Below are 17,325 nucleotides of genomic sequence, written 5' to 3'. Positions count from 1 at the left end.
GGTGCGTTCGGCCGCGGTCAGAGCGCCGCTTGCTCGGTGACCGGCAGGGGTGAGGCCGACGCGGCTGCCGGGGGCTCCTCGTCCCCGTCCAGCTCGCGCCCCTTCGTCTCCGGCGCCGCCACCGCCATCCAGCCGACGGCCACGAGCACCGTCCCGCCGAGCACGGCGAACGTCAGCGGAAGCCCGAGCAGCGGCCACATCACCGAACCGAAGAGCAGCGGCGCGAACCCGGTGAGCACCCGGCTGACCGACGAGGCCCAGCCGAAGCCGCTGGCCCGCAGGGGAGTGGGGTAGAGCTCGGAGACGTACGCGTACAGGGCGGGGATGGCGAGCTGGGCCAGGAAGCCGAAGATGCCGATGGCCACGACCGAGCCGGTCGGCAGGTCCCGCACCAGGGCGAACACCACCAGGGCGAGCGAGGCGACCGGGGCCGAGACCCCGATCAGCCACTTGCGGCCGACCAGGTCGACGAGCGCGGTGGAGACCAGGACGCCGACGATGCCGACGCCGCTCATCAGGGTGGTGCTCATGAACGCGGCCGTGTCGCCCTGGCCCTCCTCCCTGAGGATCGAGGGCATCCAGCTCAGCGCCGCGTAGTAGACGAGCATGATCGTGGAGAAGAGCAGCCAGGCCACGGAGGTGATGCGAGGGTTGAAGGTCCAGATGCGGCGCAGCTGGTCGACGGCGGCGGCCACGCCGCGCGGCCCGTCGTCCACCGGCGGGTCGGGGATGACGTAGGGCTCCACGGGGGCGCCCGTCCGCCTGACCAGGTCGTCGATGACCTTCCGCGCCTCGGCCTCGCGGCCCTTCTTCGACAGGTAGATCGGCGACTCGGGGATGCCGCGCCGGGCCCAGAAGAGCAGGAGCGCGGGCAGGACCATCGTGGCCAGCATCCACCGCCAGTTGCCGTCGAGGGTCAGCATCGCCGTCGAGACGAGCCCGCACAGGGTCACGCCCACCGGCCACCACGCGTCGAGCGCGGTCAGGATCCTGCCCCGGTACTTGCGCGGCGAGAACTCGCCCACCAGGGCGTAGTCCACGGGGATGCAGCCGCCGAGTCCCACACCCGCGAGGAACCGCAGGGCGAGGAAGATCGGATACGTCGGTGCGAGCGCCCCGACGACCGAGAACAGGGCGAAGATCAGCAGCGTGACGCTGAAGGCCTTCTTGCGCCCGATCCGGTCGGCGACCGAGCCCCAGGCGACGGCGCCGACGGCCATCCCCACCAGGTTCGCGGTGGCGACGAGCCCGCGCTCGCTGAGCGAGAGGTCGAAGTGTTCGCCGAGGAGCGGCATGAGGAAGCCGTTCAAGGCGATGTCGTACGCGTCGAAGAGGTAGCCGAGGCCACCGATGATGAAGATCTTGCCCTGGACCGACCATCTCCAGGGAAGTTCCTGAACGATCTGATCGCCTGTTTTCACGTTCGCTCCACGGGGTCGTGTCGGGGACGTTCTGCGGCGGTTGCGGGTGCCGGGTCAGCGGGGTTCAGCGCGTGAACTGATAGGAGAACGCGCCGAGATCGGGGTCGTTGAGCGGCGTGCCGCCCCACAGCCAGTCGTACGAGAGGTCCGACTCGCCGTCGAAGTCGCGGCGCAGCTTCTCGTCCCTGGCCTGCTGCTCGGGGCCGTCGGGGAAGTGGTAGAAGGTCTTGTTCTGCAGCGAGGCGTCCTGGACCATCCCGGCGTGCTTGGCGCGCCGGTCGACATAGCGGCGCAGCGCGCCCTCGATGCCGTCCGTCGTGACCGCGCCCAGTTCCTCGGCGAGCACGGCGGCGTCCTCCATGGCCTGCGATGCGCCCTGCGCCTGGTAGGGGAGCATCGCGTGGCAGGCGTCGCCGAGCAGGGCGACGCGGCCGTCCTGCCACACCGGGTCGCGGCGCCGGTGGTAGAGCGCGAAGCAGGAGACGTCCTCCTTCGCCTTGGAGAGCATCGCCGGGACGCGGTCGTCCCAGCCGGGGAAGGCGTCGACGAGGTCCTGCGCGGTGGCGGCGACGGACCACTTCTCGGCGACCTCGTCCGTGCAGGGCACGCAGGCCACGATGTTGAGGAACTCGCCGCCACGGATCATGTAGTGGACCAGATGGCGGTCGGGGCCGTACCAGATCGTGGACTGGTAACGGTCCACCAGCCAGCGCGTCGCAGGGTCCGCCGCGATCAACTCGCCCGGTATGAGCGCCCGGTAGGCCATCTCGCCGGAGAACAACAGGGTGTCGGGCGCGCCCATCAGGTCGCGCACCTGGGAGCGGATGCCGTCCGCACCGATGACGACGTCCGAGGCGTACCGCCGCCCGTCGTCCGTGATCGCCACCGGGCGCGCGGGGTCCGTGCGGTCGAGCTCGGCGACCTTGCTCGCGGTGTGCAGCGCGACGACCGGGCCAGGACCCGCCGGGTCGACGCAGGCGTCCATGAGGACGCGGTGCAGGTCGGCCCGGTGGTAGTGCCAGTACGGCGCGTTGAACTGCTCCTTGCAGCGCCGCCCCAGGGAGGTCAGGCCGACGACGCTGCCGTCCTTCCAGCGCCGCCGCACCTGGTCGAGCGGCTCGGTGTGGATGGCCTCCAGTTGCCTGCGCAGCCCGAGGCCGAGCAGGATGCGGCTCGCGTTCGGCGCCGTCTGGATGCCCGCGCCCACCTCGCCGAGCTGCGCCGCCTGTTCGAGCACGGTGACCCGCAGACCGCGCTGCCGCAGCGCGAGGGCGGCGGTCAGGCCACCGAGTCCGCCTCCGACGACGGTGACTTCGTACGACTGGCTGGACGCCACGCTTCCTCCATCTTCCTGGTACGTACGGGCAGTTGACGCGCGTGAAGGCGGGTCAGCGCTCGGTGAGACGGCCGCCGGTGACGACCTCGGTGTCGTCGACCCTGACGGTGCAGCCGCGCATGGCGATGTCGAGATGCGCGTACGACTCGCGCCCGAGGACGGGGTGCGGTCCGGTGGACCACAGGAAGTTCCCCGCGAAGGCGCGGGCGTCCATGCCCATCAGGTCGTCCTTGCCGTACATCGCGGTGGCGAACCAGTCGGCCGTACGCATCAGACCCCAGCCCATGTGGGAGAGGCTGCGCGCCCACTGGTCGTCGGCGTCCTCGAAGAACGTGTTGAGGAGCTCGGCCTCGGCGCCGCCCGACACCTTCTCGATCTGGCCGCCCGAGATCTGCAGGGTCACCGGCTGGCGCACGTACTCCTTGAACGGCAGCAGGATGTCGCCCTCGGCGAGCACGATCTGCCCGTCGGAGATCTCCGGCCAGGCGAGGACCATGGTGCTCGGCCAGTGGTCCCAGCGGCCCGGGTCGTCGGCGAAGCCGCACTGGAACTCGGGCTTGGAACCGGCGAGTTGCACGGTCAGATCCGTGCCCGCGTCGGAGGTGACCTTCATGACGGACGACTGCTTGAGCAGCTGGACGCCTTCGAGTACCTCGTCCTTGTCGGATTCCTTGGGAAGGTTGCGGATCAGGACGTCGGGGGCGTCGCAGACGAAGATGATGCGGGTGCCGGCGCGCAGGATCTCCTGCTGGACCGGCGCGTGGATGAAGCCTTCGCGGGTGATGTCGACGACCAGATCGGCGGACTTGAGCAGGTCCTGCGCAGTGGAGTCGGCAAGGACGGACACGAGGCCGGGGCCGGCGCCGGTGTGGGTGCTCGGCATCGGCGCGGGGCTGCCGCCGGGGACGGTCGCGGCGATGACATGGGCGCCGCACGCCTTCGCGGCGCCGAACGCCGCCGCCACGTAGTCGCCGCGGCTGCCGGGCTCGGAGAGGACGACGACGTGCTCGCCCTCACGGAGCTTGCACAGTCGCAGTTCGCGGGTGAACGCGTCGAGCAGATCGACGGACGAAAGATCGAACACGGGGGATCCCTTCTTTCGGGCTGCCGTGGGCATGCGGGCCATGCGGGCATGCGGGCAGCACGACTCCGGACACATCGTGCGAGGGGGATTTGGGGAGTGCTTTCATGGCGCACAGACAGGTCTCATGGACCCGCCGCACAGGGGTTGAACTGCGGATTCGGGGCGGTGGGTGTCCGCCCGACAGAGATAATCCGAACACGTACGATCTGCCTTGGCAAGGGGTCGCGCACGGAGTTAACCGGGCTGTTTCCTGACGAGGCGTCAGGGTGGTAAGTCGGCGGCCCCGCCGATCGCCCCCAGGATCTCCGTCCCCGCGCAGGGGGTTCCCCGCCGGCCGAGGATATGCAAGTCTCCTCCTAAATCACCGGGAGCTGCCGCTGACCTACTGGTCAACAGGGCTGCCTCGGCCTCGACGTGGGGTGAAGAAGTGTTGCGGAACGGAACACGGGGGCACGACCTCGCCTCGCTGCGCCGACTGAACACCACCGTCGTGCTGCGCGCCCTGCACCACCGCAGCCCGCAGACCCTCGCGGAGCTCGCCGCAGGCACCGGACTCTCGCGGCCGACCGTGGAATCAGCCCTCGAGGAGCTGACCGCGCACGGCTGGGCGGGGGAGGCCCAGCGCGACGACGGCGAGCGCGCGCCGGGCCGCCCCGCCCGGCGGTTCCGCTTCCGGGTGGAGGCGGGCCGTGTCGTGGGCGCCGACATAGGCCTGCACAAGATGGTGCTGCTCCTCGCCGATCTCGGCGGCACGGTGCTCGCCGTGCGGCGCCAGGACATCGACCCGACCCTGGGCGGTGCCCAGCGGCTCGAACTCCTCCGGAAGGGCCTGGAAGCCTTCCTGGACGCACACTCCGTACGGCGCGAGGACATCCTCGCCCGCTGCGTGGGCGTACCCGGCGTCGTCGACTCGGGCGGCACCATCACCTCCCACGTCATCCCTGAATGGTCCGGCGTGGACATGGGACGGCTCCTCGCCGACGGGCAGCCGGGCCACACCCTCGTCGAGAACGACGTGAACCTCGCCGTGCTCGCCGAGCGCTGGCAGGGCGCGGCCACCCTCGCCGGTGACGTCGTCTGCGTCCTGACCGGACACCGCGTGGCGTGCAGCCTCACCATCGGCGGACGGCTGCACCGAGGGCGCCGCGGCGGCGCGGGCGAGCTTGGCCTGCTTCCGCTGCTCGGTATGAACACCGCACAGGACGCCCTCAGTTGGAAGGACGATCGGCGTCCCGGAGAGTCCGAAGTGGCCGCCCTCGCCCGTGCGGCGGACGCCGCGGAACCACGCGCCCTCGCCGCCGTCGCGGACTTCGCCGACCGCATCACGCCGGGCATCGCCGCCCTCGCCCTCGCCGTCGACCCGGAGCTCGTGGTCCTGACCGGAGGCGCGACCCCGCTGGGCGGTCACCTCGTGCCGCTGATCGAGGACAGGCTGCGCCCGCTGACCCTGCACGTCCCGCGCATCGCGCTGAGCACGCTGGGCGAACAGGGCGTCGCGATCGGCGCCGTACGCAAGGCACTTGACCAGGTCGAATCCGATCTCCTGACGGATTCGGCGTCATAGGAAAGCTCCACGCCGGCCCTGGAGAGCTCCGGGGTGCCCGTGGACGATCCGGAAGCGGAGGCGCGCATGCGCAGGAGGACTCTGCTGTACGGAGCGATGGCGGCGCCGCTGCTCGCCGCCTGCTCCGGCCAGAGTGACGACGGCAAGCAGGGCGGTGGCCGGACCACCCTCACGTACGGGCTGTGGGACGTGGCCCATGTGCCGGGGTTGCAGAAGGTGATCGACGCCTTCGAGAAGGAGAACCCCGATATATCCGTGCGCATAGAACTCACGCCCTGGTCCAGCTACTGGACCACCCTGAAGACCGCGATGCGCGGCGGCACGGCCCCCGACGTGTTCTGGATGAACGCGGTCAACCTCCAGCTGTACGCCTCCAGCGGGGTCCTGGAACCCCTGAGCGGCCACATCAGGAGCGACGCGACCCCCGTGGACCGTCACCCCGAGTCACTCGTGAAGATCTACGCCTATCAGGGCACGCAGTACGGCATTCCCAAGGACTTCGACACCATCGGCCTCTGGTACAACAAGGCGCTCTTCGACAAGGCGGGCATCAAGTACCCGGACACGACGTGGACATGGGACGACGTGCGCGACGCCGCCGCCGAACTGACCGACCCACGCGAGCGCGTGCACGGCATGGCCGCCGAGATGGACCGCCAGGCCCAGATCTACCCGGCCATCTACGGAGCGGGCGGCTACGTCCTCAAGGACGGGAAATCCGGCTTCGGCGACGAGCGCTCCATCGAGGGCCTGCGCTACTGGACCGACATGATCGACCGCGGCTGGTCGCCCCCGCAGAGCGCGATGGTCGAGTCCAAGGCCCGCAACCGCTTCTGGTCGGAGAAGGCCGCCATGGTCTACGAGATATCCGCGTTCTCCGGGCAGATGCACGCCACTCCCGCGATCAAGGACCACGGCGGCGTCACCGTCCTGCCCAAGGGCCGGGAGCGCGCCACGATCATCCACGGCCTCGCCAACGTCATCTCCGCCAAGAGCCGCAAGAAGGAGGCCGCCTGGAAGTTCGTCCACTTCATGGCCGGCCGCAAGGCCGCCGAGATCCAGGCGTCGACGGGCGTCACCATCTCCTCGTACGAGGGGACGCAGGACGCCTGGTTCAAGTCGATGCCCGAGTTCGACCTGAAGTCCTTCGTCGACATGCTGGAGTACGCCGTGCCGTACCCGAGCTCGAAGAACACCGCGGTCTGGGAGAACCTCCAATACCCGCTCCTGGGCGCCGCGTTCAGCGGCAAGGGCGGCATCGAGAGCGCCGCGCGCACGCTGGGCGAGCAGATGGACCGAGCCCTGAAGGAGGAGCGCGCATGATGAGTGTCTTTCCCTCCACGGCGGCGGCGAAGAAGGCGGGACGCAGCAAACCGGTGGCCGGGTCCGCGCCCAAGTCCCGCAGCCAGCGCGCCGCTTACCTCTTCGTCGCGCCGCTCGGCATCGGCTTCGCCGTCTTCTACTTCTGGCCGCTGCTCCAGACCTTCTACTACAGCTTCACCGAGTTCGGGGCGTTCGGCGGCCACACCTGGATCGGCGCGGACAACTACGTACGCGTCCTCAAGGACGTCACCGTCTGGCAGGCGCTCGGCAACACGCTGATCTACTGCGTCATCGGACTGCTCGCCCTGCCGCTCGCGATCGGTGTCGCGGCGCTGCTCAACCGGCGCGGACTGCGCGGGGTCTCGGTCTACCGAGCCCTGTACTTCGTCCCGTTCGTGACCCTGCCCGTGGCCGTCGGCCTCGTCTGGAACTGGCTCTACAACGGCGACTACGGACTGATCAACGAAGTCTTCGAGTGGTTCGGCGCGGACCGCCGCTACTGGGTCTCCGACCCGTCGACCGCCGTGTACGCGATCGGCAGCGTCATGGTCTGGTCGACCACCGGCTACTACTTGATCATCTTCATGGCGGGGATCAAGGGCATCCCGCAGGACTACTACGAAGCCGCCGAGCTGGACGGAGCCGGGCCGCTGCGCCGCTTCTTCACGATCACGCTGCCGCTGCTCAGCCCGACCATCTTCTTCGCGTCCATCATCTGCATGATCAACTCGCTGCAGACCTTCGACCTGATCTACATCATGATGGCCGAGAAGAACCCGGCGATCGGCGACACCCAGTCCGTGGTGAGCCTCTTCTACAAATGGGCCTTCGTCGAGAACGCCCAGGGCGCCGCCGCCGCGCTCGCCTTCCTGCTCATGCTGATCATCGCGGCACTGACGCTGGTGCAGTTCAGGCTGCAGAAGAGGTGGGTGCACTATGCGTGAGTCCTCGCCCCGTCGGCGTATCGACGCCGGTTCGATCGCCACCCATGCCGCGCTCTCGCTCGGCGCCCTGGTGATGGTCTTCCCCTTCCTGTGGCAGCTGCTCACCGCAGCCAAGTCCCTCGCCGAGACGGCTAAGGTGCCGCCGACCTTCCTGCCCGACACCTGGAACTGGTCGAGCTTCGAGGAGGTCTTCACCGCGCTGCCGTTCCGCGAAATGCTGTTCAACAGCGTCTTCAACACAGTGGGACGCACGGTCGGGCAGCTGGTCTTCTGCTCGCTCGCCGCCTACGCCTTCGCGCGCATGCAATTCCGGGGCCGTAACGTCCTGTTCGCGCTGTTCCTGTCCGTCCTCATGGTGCCGAGCTCGCTGCTCGTGCTTCCGCAGTACGACATCATCCAGAGCCTCGGCCTGCTCAACTCGGCGCCGGCGCTGTTCCTGCCGGGCATGTTCAGCGCGTTCGGGACCTTCATGCTGCGGCAGTTCTTCCTCACGCTGCCCAAGGAGTTGGAGGAGGCGGCACGGATCGACGGCGCGGGTTCGTTCCGCGTCTTCTGGTCGATCATGCTGCCGCTGGTGCGGCCCGCGCTCGCCGCGCTCGCCGTCATCACCGCGATGTGGTCGTGGAACGACCTCCTGTGGCCGCTGATCGTCAACACCGACCCGCAGAAGATGCCGATCAGCGCCGGACTGACCTCGCTGGAGGGGCAGTTCGAGACCAACTACCCGGTCATGATGGCGGGTTCACTCATCGCGAGCCTTCCCATGCTCCTCGTCTACGTCTTCCTGCAGCGGCACTTCGTGCAGAGCGTCGCGCTCTCCGGCTCCAAGAGCTGACCCCACTGCCCGCGTCAGGACACCGAACCCCTTTCGGGAACCAGGAAAGGTAACTCCCTTCATGCGACCGCTTCACATCGGTTTGATCGGCGCGGGCGGCATCGCCCGCGCCCATCTCCCCGGCTGGCTGGAACTGGGTGCGCGCGTCAGCGTGTACACCGTCGACGGCTCGGCGGAGAAGCTCGCCGCCGAGTACGCGGGGCGCGAGGTCGCCGCCGTGGCGACCCTCGACGAACTGCTGGCCGACTGCATGGCCGTAGACATCTGCACTCCGACCCCCACCCACAAAGAGCTGGCCCTCGCGGCAGTCGCCGCGGGCCTGCACGTCATCTGCGAGAAGCCCCTCACGCTCAACGCCTCTGACGCCGAGGGGATCGCGGCAGCCGCCGAAGCGGCGGGCGTACGGCTGCACCCCGCCCATGTCGTGCGGTACTTCCCGGCGTACGCGGCGATGCAACAGGCCGTACAGGCAGGTGAGTTGGGAGACCTCGCCGTGCTGCGGTTCACGCGTGGCGGGGCACGTCCGCAGTGGGCACCCTGGTTCGGTGACCCCGCCAAGTCCGGCGGGGTCATCATGGACCTGATGGTGCACGACATCGACATCGCCCGCTGGATCGCGGGCGACGTGGTGCGCGTGCACGCGCAGACGCGAGGCGTCGAGCACACCACGGGCGGCACGGAGGCGGAGGTCGTGTCGGCCACGGCCGTCCTCACCCACGCCTCCGGCGTGATCAGCCACATCAACGGGCTCTGGGGCCTGCCGGACCAGCAATTCCGTACGACGTTCCGGATCGCGGGCAGGGACGGCCTGCTGCGGCACGACTCCACGTCCGTGCCCGGCTACCGGATCACGGCGCAAGGGGTGCGCGCGGCGAACGAGGGCATCCCTTCAAGCCCGATGACCGAGAGCCCCTACCTGACCGAGCTGCGGGAGTTCGCGGCGTCGTGGGAGGACGGCGGTGGGGAACCGCGCGTGAGCGCGCGGGACGGGATCGAGGCGGTGCGGATCGCCGAGGCGGCAGTGGAGTCGAGTCGTACGGGCCGGGCGATCGAGATGGGCGCGAGCCGGGCGGCCGAGGGCCGTACGGGTATTCAGGAGGTCACGCGATGAAGATCGCCGTTCTGTCGTTCGCCCACGTCCACGCGGCGGGGTACCTGAGGCTCCTCTCCCGCATGCCGGGTGTCGAGGTCATCGGCAGCGACCCGGACACCGGGTCGGCCGCCCCCGGTGAGGTGCGGGGGCGCGCGTTCGCCGAGGAGCTGGGGGTCGCGTACGCCCAGACGTACGACGAAGCCTTCGCCTGGGGCCCGGACGCGGTGATCGTCTGCTCCGAGAACGCGCGCCACCGCCCGCTGGTGGAGCTCGCCGCGTCCCACGGCGTGGACGTCCTGTGTGAGAAGCCCCTGGCCACGACGGTCGAGGACGGTGAGGCGATGCTCGCGGCCTGCCGGGCGGCGGGCGTGCGGCTCGCGGTCGCCTTCCCGGTGCGCTTCAGCCCCGCCTACGCGGCCGTCAAGGCAGCCGTCGCGTCGGGCGAGGCGGGCCGGGTCCTGACCGTGTCCGGCGCGAACAACGGCGCCATGCCGACGCGCGCCCGGCGCTGGTTCGCCGACCCCGAACTCGCGGGCGGCGGGGCCCTGATGGACCACACGGTGCACATAGCCGACCTTCTGGACGACCTGTTCGGTGATGCCCGCCCCGTCGACGTGTACGCCCAGACGAACAACCGCATGTACGAGGGCGAGGTCGACGCCGAGACGAGCGGCCTGGTCACCGTGACCTACGACAACGGCTCGGTGGCCACGATCGACTGCAGCTGGTCACACCCGCGCTCCCATCACTCCTGGGGAGGACTGGAACTGACGGTGATCGGCGAGCGGGCCACCCTGGAGATGGACGCCTTCGACCAGTCGGTCCAGGGCTACAGCGAACGCAACCGGCAAGGCCTCGAACTGCCCTTCGGCGCGGACCTGGACGAGCGGATGCTGCGGGCGTTTCTCCACGGCCCGGGGGACGGCGGCATGGACGTGGCCGATGGGGAGGGCGGACTGCGGACGCTGAAGATCGTGGCGGCGGGCTATGCGTCGGCCAGGAGTGGGGTCCCGGTGGCGGTGGGCTGATCCACCGTCCCGGCTGTGCGATGGCGGTGGGGCGTGGCCGCATCCCGTGTCCGGTGTTCCTCAGCCGCCGAACAGCTGTGTCCAGTACGTCCCCGCCGAGCCGCCGCCCGCGAAGCCCACTCCGAGGTGCGTGAAGGACGGCTTGAGGATGTTCGCCCGGTGACCCGGGCTGTTCATCCAGCCGTCCACCACCTCCGCGGGCGTGCGCTGTCCGCAGGCGATGTTCTCGCCGATCGCGCGGTGCCTGCTGCCCGCGGCCGACGCGCGGTGCCACGGTTCGCCACCGTCCGGCGAGGTGTGGGAGTAGAAGGCGCGGGCGATCATGTCCGCGCTGTGGTCCTGCGCGGCCACCGTCAGGAGTGGGTCGGGGGAGAGGGGGCTCAGCCCTGCCGCCGTCCGTTCGGCGTTGGTGAGGCGGAGCACGGCGGACCCCCACTCCGCGAGCCCCTGCGGGGAGAACGGGGTGGCCCACAGAGCCGTCCAGTAGACATCGCCCGAGCGCGCGTCGGCGGTGTGGGCCACCCCGACGTGCGTGTACGCGCGACTGTGCACCGTGCGCCGCGACTGCTCGCCGGAGAGGCAGTACTCCAGGAAGTCGGCGGGCGTGCGTGGCCCGGAGACCAGATGCTCGCCCATGGCCAGGTACGCGTAACCACCTCTGACGACCCGCTGGTAGAGGGACGTGCCGTCCGCGTGCTCCGAGCTGAGCGTGGACCGCGCCGCCATCCCGGTGGCGTGCGCGCTCGCGGCGGCGGTCAGCCGGGCGTCGAGGGTGACAGGAGGCGCGCCCACCGACGCACGCGCGGCGTTGACCAGCGGGAGGAAGTCGCCGGGGGCGGGTGGACCGGAGGGAATGGCCGAGCCGGGGTGAGGTGCTGACCGCCCAGGGCCGGTGGTGGGACGGGAGGGTGAAGCTGGACCCGGGTCGGTGGCTGGGCGGGAGCCCGCCGGGTGAGAGGGCGTGCGTGCCCCCGCCGGTGTGGGCGCAGGGTGCGATGGACACCGCTGCCCCGTCGCCGGTGGACCGCCGGGAGCCCGTCGGCCACGGCCGGCGGCAGCCGCCGGCGGCTGCGCGGGCTCCTCCTGAGCCACGTCCACCCCGAAGTCCCGCGCCACCCCGGCGAGACCGTCCGCGTACCCCTGACCGAGCGCCCGCAGCTTCCACCCCGGGCCCCTGCGGTAGATCTCCGCGAGCAGCAGCACCGTCTCGCGGTCGGGGAGCGGCGGTGTGAATCGCGCCACGAGACGGCCGCCGGGTCCGTGCACCTGCAGGGCGACGGCGGGCAGCCGGCCCAGGGGAGTGCCCGGCTCGGCGGGGCTGACGGCCACCGTGACGCGGCTCGCACCCGTGCGCAGGCGCCGCCCGTCGACCGTGACCGTGTCGCCCTGGAGCCGGGCCCCGGGCGCCGCCGGCTGGTTGTAGAAGACGAAGTCGCCGTCGCCCGCGACCTTCCCGCTGTCGTCCGTGACGATCACGGACAGGTCGAAGGGGCCGGACACCCGCAGGGTGACGGCACCGTCCGGCAGCGGCACATTCCCCCCGGCAACCAGCTCGTTCATGCAAGGACAACGCGAGGCCCGCGCCGTGAGGTTCCCGGTGCCGGGACGGCGTACCGCGCAGTACGCGCAGGCACCGCCGCAAGGCGGAGGGCGCCCGAGACCGGAGGCGGATCCGCGCCGCGAAAGCCGCGTATTAGCGTGGGGGTCACGGGAAAGCACAATTCACCGACAGGATCCGAGGTGCCCGGCAGATGGCAAGCCGCAGCGAGAGCCGTACCCAGCTCGTCGAAGGACTCATGGAGCGGTTCCCGCAGGTGCCGCGAGAGGCGGTGATCAAAGAGGACCTGCTCAGGGGCGGAATGGCGTTCGACGAGTCGGCCCTCAGTGACAACGAGGGGGGCGAGGTCAAGCCGAAGTCGTACTTCATCTTCTCCTTCGACCACAGCACCCTGCCCGAGCTCGGCGCCGCCGCCCTGCGCCGCCCGCCGGAGGAGATCGTCCTCACCGGCGGCCCGTACGACCTGCGCCGCACGGTCGTCTCGGTCCGCGTGAACCCCTCGTCGCCCTACCGCGTGGCCGCCGACGACAACGGCGTACTCGGCCTGTACCTGGACGGCGTACGCATCTCCGACGTGGGCCTGCCGCCGATGCCGGACTACTACCGGCACACGCTGGAGAACGGCAAGTCCGTGATGGAGGTGGCGCCCACCATCCAGTGGGGCTACCTGATCTACCTGACGGTCTTCCGGGTCTGCCAGTACTTCGGCGCCAAGGAGGAGTGCCAGTACTGCGACATCAACCACAACTGGCGCCAGCAGAAGGCGGCGGGCCGCCCCTACACGGGCGTGAAGCCGATGGACGAGGTCCTCGAGGCCCTCGCCATCATCGACAAGTACGACACCGCGAAGTCCTCCACCGCGTACACGCTCACCGGCGGCGCCATCACCTCGCAGATCGGCGGCAAGGACGAGGCCGACTTCTACGGGCAGTACGCGAAGGCCATCGAGGAGCGCTTCCCCGGCCGCTGGATCGGCAAGGTCGTCGCGCAGGCCCTGCCCAAGGCGGACGTGCAGCGCTTCCACGACTACGGCGTGCGGATCTACCACCCCAACTACGAGGTGTGGGACCCGTACCTCTTCGAGCGCTACTGCCCCGGCAAGGAGCGCTACGTCGGCCGCGACGAGTGGCACCGCCGCATCCTGGACTCCGCCGACGTCTTCGGGCCGCGCAACGTCATCCCGAACTTCGTGGCGGGCGTGGAGATGGCGGAGCCGTTCGGCTTCAAGACGGTCGGCGAGGCCATCGACTCCACCGTCGAGGGGCTGCAGTACTTCATGTCGCGCGGCATCACACCCCGCTTCACCACGTGGTGCCCGGAGCCCACGACACCCCTGGGCAAGGCGAACCCGCAGGGCGCCCCGCTCGAATACCACGTCCGCCTCCTCGAGGCCTACCGAGCGACGATGGAGGCCAACGGCCTGACGTCGCCTCCCGGTTACGGTCCCGCGGGACCGGGGCGCGCGGTGTTCTCCGTCTCCTCCTTCATGGACAGCCTGGCCCCCGACGAGGCGGCCGAAGAAGCAGGCGAGACCGTGGCGAACTAGGGAGCGGCCAGCGCCGACAGCAGTCGTTCGGCCTCCGCCGTCACCGAGGTGAGGGCGGAGGCCGGGTCGGGCGAGCGGGCCAGCAGCATGCCCGCCTCGCACAGCGCGCCGAACATCAGCTGGCAGCGCACGCCCAGATCCCCGTCGCCGATGTGGCCCGAGGCCGCCGCCGCGCGCATTCCGTCGGTCAACACCCGCAGCGTGTGGGCGTATTCGACCTCGCGGACGGTCTCCCAGCCCAGGACGGCGGGCGCGTCGAGCAGGACGATCCGCCGGAACCCGGGGTCCAGACAGTGCTCCAGGAAGCGGCGGCAGCCGCGCAGCAGCGCGGACCAGGCGTCGGGTTCTTCGGCCGCGGCGCGCTCCAACTCCGCGGCGATCTCCTCCTGTTCACGGACGAACACCGCGTGGAAGAGCGCCGCCTTGCCCTCGAAGTGGTGGTAGGCCGCACCCTTGGTGACCCCGGCGGCGGCCGCCACGGCGGAGATCGAGGTCGTCGCGTACCCCTCCCCGCCGAAGAGCCGCTGTGCCGCGGTGATCAGCTGCGCGGTGGTCGCGTCGGAGCGTTCCGCCTGTGTGCGGCGGGGAGTCGGGCGCGCGGGCGGGAACATGGTCGGCTCCTCTTGACGGACATACTCAGGGTACGTAGGTTCCGCAGCAGTTGCATACCTTCGGTATGGAAGCGAGTTGAGTATGACAAAGAAGTCGCTCTTCGCGATCTACGGAGCCTATGGCCACACCGGACGCCTGGTCGCGTCCGAACTCCTCGCCAGAGACGAGGAGTTGCTCCTGGTCGGCCGTGACGCCGAGGCGTTAGGCGCGCTGGCCGAAGAACTCGACGCGGGGGAGCGCGTACGGACCCGCACCGCTCCCGTGGACGACCCCGCGGCGCTGCGCGAGGTGATGACGGCCGCCGACGTCCTCATCCAGTGCGCCGGCCCCTTCGCGGTCACCGGCGCGCCCGTCGCCACGGCCGCGGCGGAGGCGGGCTGCCACTACGTCGACCACGCACTCGAACCCCACCACGTGAAGGGGGTCTTCGACACCGCGCAGGCCACGGCGCAGCGCACCGGCGCCGTCATGATCCCCAGCCTCAGCTTCTACGGAGGCCTCGGCGACCTCCTGGCCGGGGCGGTGTCGGACGGCATCGCGGGCATCGACCGGATCGTCGTCGCGTACGCCGTGAACGGCTGGCGGCTGACCACCGGCGCCAAGAACACCGCGACCCACCTCTTCGCCGAGACCGAACGCCTCACCTTCGGCGACGGCGCCCTGCACGCGGGATACGTCGAACCCCGCAACGCAGTCTTCCCCTTCCCGCCACCGCTCGGCCCGCGCACGATGATCGCGCCGTTCCCGTCGAGCGAGGTCGTGACGGTGCCGCGCCATGTCCCCGCCCGCAACATCGACTTGATGATCAGCACCAGCGCCTTCGAGGCGAAGGACGCCTTCGAGAGCGAACACATCGGCGACGCGGAACGCGCGGCCACCGACTTCACCGTCGCCGTCCAGGTGATGTGGGAAGGGGGCAGCGTGGCAGGCAGGTTGACGGGCCACGACCTGTGGCGGGCCGGGGCGCTGGCCTCGGTGGAGGCGGCCGTGCGGATCGCGCGGGGCAGGGGGCCGACGAAGACAGGGGTCCTCGCGCCGGGGGAGGCGTTCTCGGCGGAGCCGTTCCTGCGGGAACTGGAGCGGCAGGGCGCGTTCACGCTCACGCTGCCGCGTGGAGAGGGGTGAAGGGGATGCCGTCGAATCCGTCGGACGAGCCGGTCCTCGTGACCGGAGCGGCAGGGGGACAGCAGGGTTCCACCGGACGTCACGTGGTGCGGCTGCTGCTCGATCGAGGCCAGGCGGTGCGTGCCCTCGTGCGCACCGACGACGAACGCGCCGCCGCGCTGCGGAAGATGGGCGCCGAGGTGGTCGTCGGCGATCTCCGCGAGATCACGGACGTGCTCGCGGCGGTGCGGGGTGTGCGGCGCGCCTTCTTCACGTACCCGGTGACGGACGGCCTCCTGGAGGCGACCGGCGCGTTCGCGGCGGCGGCCAGGAGGGAGGGCCTGGAGCGCGTGGTCGAGGTGTCCCAGCTGGCGGCGGCACCGGACGCGGGGACGCCGCGGATGCGACAGCACTGGGTCGCCGAGGAGGTCTTCGACTGGGCGGGGATCGGGGCGGTGCACCTGCGGGCCGGAGTCTTCTTCGAGAACATCGACTTCCTGGTGCGGGCGGGCGGCGGCCGAGAGCTTGCGATGCCACTCGGCCCACGGGACACGGTGCTGCCGCTGATCGCGGGGGAGGACGTGGCACGGGTGGGGGCGGGCCTGCTGTCCGCCCCCCTGCCGGAGTGCTCGGATCCGGTGGTGCTCCTTACGGGGCAGGTGCTGACGGTGGGCGAGGTGGTGGAGACGTTCGGCGGCGGCCTGCGGTACGTCGACATGCCGCCGGAGGAATGGCGGGAGCGGGCGAAGTCCCTGTACGGGGACGCACACGTGGTGGCCCATCTGGACAAGCTCTGGGAACTGTTCCGCCTGATCGGCTCGCACCATGAGCTGTACCAGGTGACGGAGTCGATCGAGCGGATCGGGGGTGGCGCGCCGGGGACGCTGCGCGAGTTCGTGCGGGGGCGGGTGGGCTGAGGTCAGCCTCCTGCGGTCCTTCATCGCCGGGCGGGCTGGATGTACGGCCCGCCCGGCACAGTTCAGCCTCTCCGGCGCTTGAGGAGCGGGTCTGGGGCGGAGCCCCAGTTTCGGGAAGAGGCGGGGTTGGGGAATGATCGATCAAACCGGCGACCCAAGACGACCCGCCCCGGAGGAACCGTGCCGCAGAACCCCGTAACAGTCATCACCGGCGGCAGCCGCGGCATCGGCGCGGCCATCGCCACCCGCCTCGCCGCGGACGGCCACCACATCGCCCTCGGCTACCACTCCGACGCCGAGGCGGCACAGAAGGTGGCCGAGACCGTCCGCGCGACAGCCGCAGGCGCCCGCTGCGTCACCGTACAGATGGACACCGCCCAAGAAGCCGACGTCGACCGCCTCTTCGAGACCGCCGCCACGGACCTCGGTCCGGTCACGGGACTGGTCAACAACGCCGGAATCGGCGCCCCCGTGGGCCCCCTCGCCCAGGCCGACGTCGCCGCCATGCGCCGCGCACTCGACGTGAACGTACTCGGCTATCTCCTCTGCGCCCGCCGCGCGATCCGCGACATGACGCGGACCGGCACCGGTGGCGGCATCGTGAACATCTCCTCCGCGGCGGCGACGCTCGGCGCCCCGGGCGAGTACGTCCACTACGCCGCCGCCAAGGGGGCCGTCGACACGATGACGGTCGGTCTGTCGAAGGAGGTCGCGGCGGACGGCATCCGCGTCAACGCCGTCGCCCCCGGCGTGATCTGGACCGAGTTCCACGCGGACCCCGAACGCCCGGCGAAGCTCGCGTCGGGCATCCCGCTGGGGCGGTCGGGCAGGCCCGATGAGATCGCCGCGGCCGTCGCCTGGCTGCTCTCGGACGAGGCCTCCTACGCGAGCGGCACGATTGTGCGCGTGGCCGGCGGAAGGTGAACAGACCGGTACGCGGGCCCGCCGCAGTCCATACCC

Annotated in this window: 15 protein-coding genes; 10 read left to right on the top strand and 5 right to left on the bottom strand. The window is 70.5% G+C overall.

Annotated elements, in window-relative coordinates; translation table 11 throughout:
- Positions 1–17: 17 nt before the first annotated feature.
- The 3 genes from AC5P1C_RS27005 to AC5P1C_RS26995 all read right to left on the bottom strand — a co-directional run bounded on the left by AC5P1C_RS27005 (position 18) and on the right by AC5P1C_RS26995 (position 3,841).
- Positions 18–1,421, bottom strand: a complete 1,404-nt coding sequence (locus tag AC5P1C_RS27005) for an MFS transporter (protein ID WP_493868524.1) — start codon at positions 1,419–1,421, stop codon at positions 18–20.
- A gap of 64 nt (positions 1,422–1,485) precedes the next feature.
- On the bottom strand, positions 1,486–2,757 hold the full coding sequence (locus tag AC5P1C_RS27000) for an FAD-dependent monooxygenase (RefSeq protein ID WP_493868523.1): 1,272 nt from the start codon (positions 2,755–2,757) through the stop codon (positions 1,486–1,488).
- Positions 2,758–2,809: 52 nt separating this feature from the next.
- Positions 2,810–3,841, bottom strand: a complete 1,032-nt coding sequence (locus tag AC5P1C_RS26995; protein WP_493868522.1) for a 2,5-dihydroxypyridine 5,6-dioxygenase NicX family protein — start codon at positions 3,839–3,841, stop codon at positions 2,810–2,812.
- A gap of 427 nt (positions 3,842–4,268) precedes the next feature.
- Here AC5P1C_RS26995 and AC5P1C_RS26990 point away from each other — a divergent pair, with 427 nt between their 5' ends.
- From AC5P1C_RS26990 to AC5P1C_RS26965, 6 genes are all read left to right on the top strand, one after another.
- Positions 4,269–5,405 (top strand): ROK family protein, encoded by a 1,137-nt coding sequence (locus tag AC5P1C_RS26990; protein WP_493868521.1) that lies wholly within the window; start codon positions 4,269–4,271, stop codon positions 5,403–5,405.
- A 66-nt stretch (positions 5,406–5,471) separates the two neighbouring features.
- Positions 5,472–6,728, top strand: coding sequence for an ABC transporter substrate-binding protein (locus AC5P1C_RS26985; protein ID WP_493868520.1), 1,257 nt, complete (start codon positions 5,472–5,474; stop codon positions 6,726–6,728).
- Positions 6,725–7,672, top strand: coding sequence for a carbohydrate ABC transporter permease (locus AC5P1C_RS26980; RefSeq protein WP_493868519.1), 948 nt, complete (start codon positions 6,725–6,727; stop codon positions 7,670–7,672). Before AC5P1C_RS26985 ends, AC5P1C_RS26980 begins: the two co-directional genes overlap by 4 nt.
- Positions 7,665–8,507, top strand: coding sequence for a carbohydrate ABC transporter permease (locus AC5P1C_RS26975; protein WP_493868518.1), 843 nt, complete (start codon positions 7,665–7,667; stop codon positions 8,505–8,507). Before AC5P1C_RS26980 ends, AC5P1C_RS26975 begins: the two co-directional genes overlap by 8 nt.
- Positions 8,508–8,568: 61 nt before the next feature.
- Positions 8,569–9,618, top strand: a complete 1,050-nt coding sequence (locus AC5P1C_RS26970; RefSeq protein ID WP_493868517.1) for a Gfo/Idh/MocA family protein — start codon at positions 8,569–8,571, stop codon at positions 9,616–9,618.
- Positions 9,615–10,628 (top strand): Gfo/Idh/MocA family protein, encoded by a 1,014-nt coding sequence (locus AC5P1C_RS26965; protein ID WP_493868516.1) that lies wholly within the window; start codon positions 9,615–9,617, stop codon positions 10,626–10,628. The genes AC5P1C_RS26970 and AC5P1C_RS26965 overlap by 4 nt, the downstream gene beginning before the upstream one ends.
- Positions 10,629–10,688: 60 nt before the next feature.
- Here AC5P1C_RS26965 and AC5P1C_RS26960 read toward each other — a convergent pair whose 3' ends face one another.
- Positions 10,689–12,188 (bottom strand): CAP domain-containing protein, encoded by a 1,500-nt coding sequence (locus AC5P1C_RS26960; RefSeq protein WP_493868515.1) that lies wholly within the window; start codon positions 12,186–12,188, stop codon positions 10,689–10,691.
- Positions 12,189–12,379: 191 nt separating this feature from the next.
- On the opposite strand from AC5P1C_RS26960, the gene AC5P1C_RS26955 reads away from it, so the two are divergent.
- Entirely contained in the window at positions 12,380–13,732 is a 1,353-nt protein-coding gene (locus AC5P1C_RS26955) for a radical SAM protein (RefSeq protein ID WP_493868514.1), read from the top strand.
- On the opposite strand, the gene AC5P1C_RS26950 is transcribed toward AC5P1C_RS26955, so the two are convergent.
- Positions 13,729–14,343, bottom strand: a complete 615-nt coding sequence (locus AC5P1C_RS26950) for a TetR/AcrR family transcriptional regulator (RefSeq protein WP_493868513.1) — start codon at positions 14,341–14,343, stop codon at positions 13,729–13,731. The two genes, AC5P1C_RS26955 and AC5P1C_RS26950, sit on opposite strands and share 4 nt — an antisense overlap.
- A gap of 82 nt (positions 14,344–14,425) precedes the next feature.
- On the opposite strand from AC5P1C_RS26950, the gene AC5P1C_RS26945 reads away from it, so the two are divergent.
- The 3 genes from AC5P1C_RS26945 (at position 14,426) to AC5P1C_RS26935 (ending at position 17,289) form a co-directional block, all read left to right on the top strand.
- Positions 14,426–15,469 carry a saccharopine dehydrogenase NADP-binding domain-containing protein gene (locus AC5P1C_RS26945; RefSeq protein ID WP_493868512.1) on the top strand — a complete coding sequence of 348 codons (1,044 nt, stop codon included), beginning with the start codon at positions 14,426–14,428 and terminating at the stop codon, positions 15,467–15,469.
- A 5-nt stretch (positions 15,470–15,474) separates the two neighbouring features.
- Positions 15,475–16,365, top strand: coding sequence for an NmrA family NAD(P)-binding protein (locus AC5P1C_RS26940; RefSeq protein WP_493868511.1), 891 nt, complete (start codon positions 15,475–15,477; stop codon positions 16,363–16,365).
- A 180-nt stretch (positions 16,366–16,545) separates the two neighbouring features.
- Positions 16,546–17,289, top strand: coding sequence for an SDR family oxidoreductase (locus AC5P1C_RS26935; RefSeq protein WP_493868510.1), 744 nt, complete (start codon positions 16,546–16,548; stop codon positions 17,287–17,289).
- Positions 17,290–17,325: the final 36 nt, after the last annotated feature.

The sequence above is a fragment of the Streptomyces sp. A18 genome (assembly GCF_059026065.1).
The sequence above is the reverse complement of the archived record's forward strand: the minus strand, read 5'-3'. Positions and strand labels throughout refer to the sequence as shown.

Coding starts and splice junctions, on each gene's coding strand:
- AC5P1C_RS26960 (WP_493868515.1), bottom strand. CDS start 12,188: ATGAACGAGCTGGTTGCCGGGGGGAATGTGCCGCTGCCGGACGGTGCC.
- AC5P1C_RS26940 (WP_493868511.1), top strand. CDS start 15,475: ATGCCGTCGAATCCGTCGGACGAGCCGGTCCTCGTGACCGGAGCGGCA.
- AC5P1C_RS26985 (WP_493868520.1), top strand. CDS start 5,472: ATGCGCAGGAGGACTCTGCTGTACGGAGCGATGGCGGCGCCGCTGCTC.
- AC5P1C_RS26955 (WP_493868514.1), top strand. CDS start 12,380: ATGGCAAGCCGCAGCGAGAGCCGTACCCAGCTCGTCGAAGGACTCATG.
- AC5P1C_RS26970 (WP_493868517.1), top strand. CDS start 8,569: ATGCGACCGCTTCACATCGGTTTGATCGGCGCGGGCGGCATCGCCCGC.
- AC5P1C_RS26950 (WP_493868513.1), bottom strand. CDS start 14,343: ATGTTCCCGCCCGCGCGCCCGACTCCCCGCCGCACACAGGCGGAACGC.
- AC5P1C_RS26945 (WP_493868512.1), top strand. CDS start 14,426: ATGACAAAGAAGTCGCTCTTCGCGATCTACGGAGCCTATGGCCACACC.
- AC5P1C_RS26965 (WP_493868516.1), top strand. CDS start 9,615: ATGAAGATCGCCGTTCTGTCGTTCGCCCACGTCCACGCGGCGGGGTAC.
- AC5P1C_RS26980 (WP_493868519.1), top strand. CDS start 6,725: ATGATGAGTGTCTTTCCCTCCACGGCGGCGGCGAAGAAGGCGGGACGC.
- AC5P1C_RS26975 (WP_493868518.1), top strand. CDS start 7,665: ATGCGTGAGTCCTCGCCCCGTCGGCGTATCGACGCCGGTTCGATCGCC.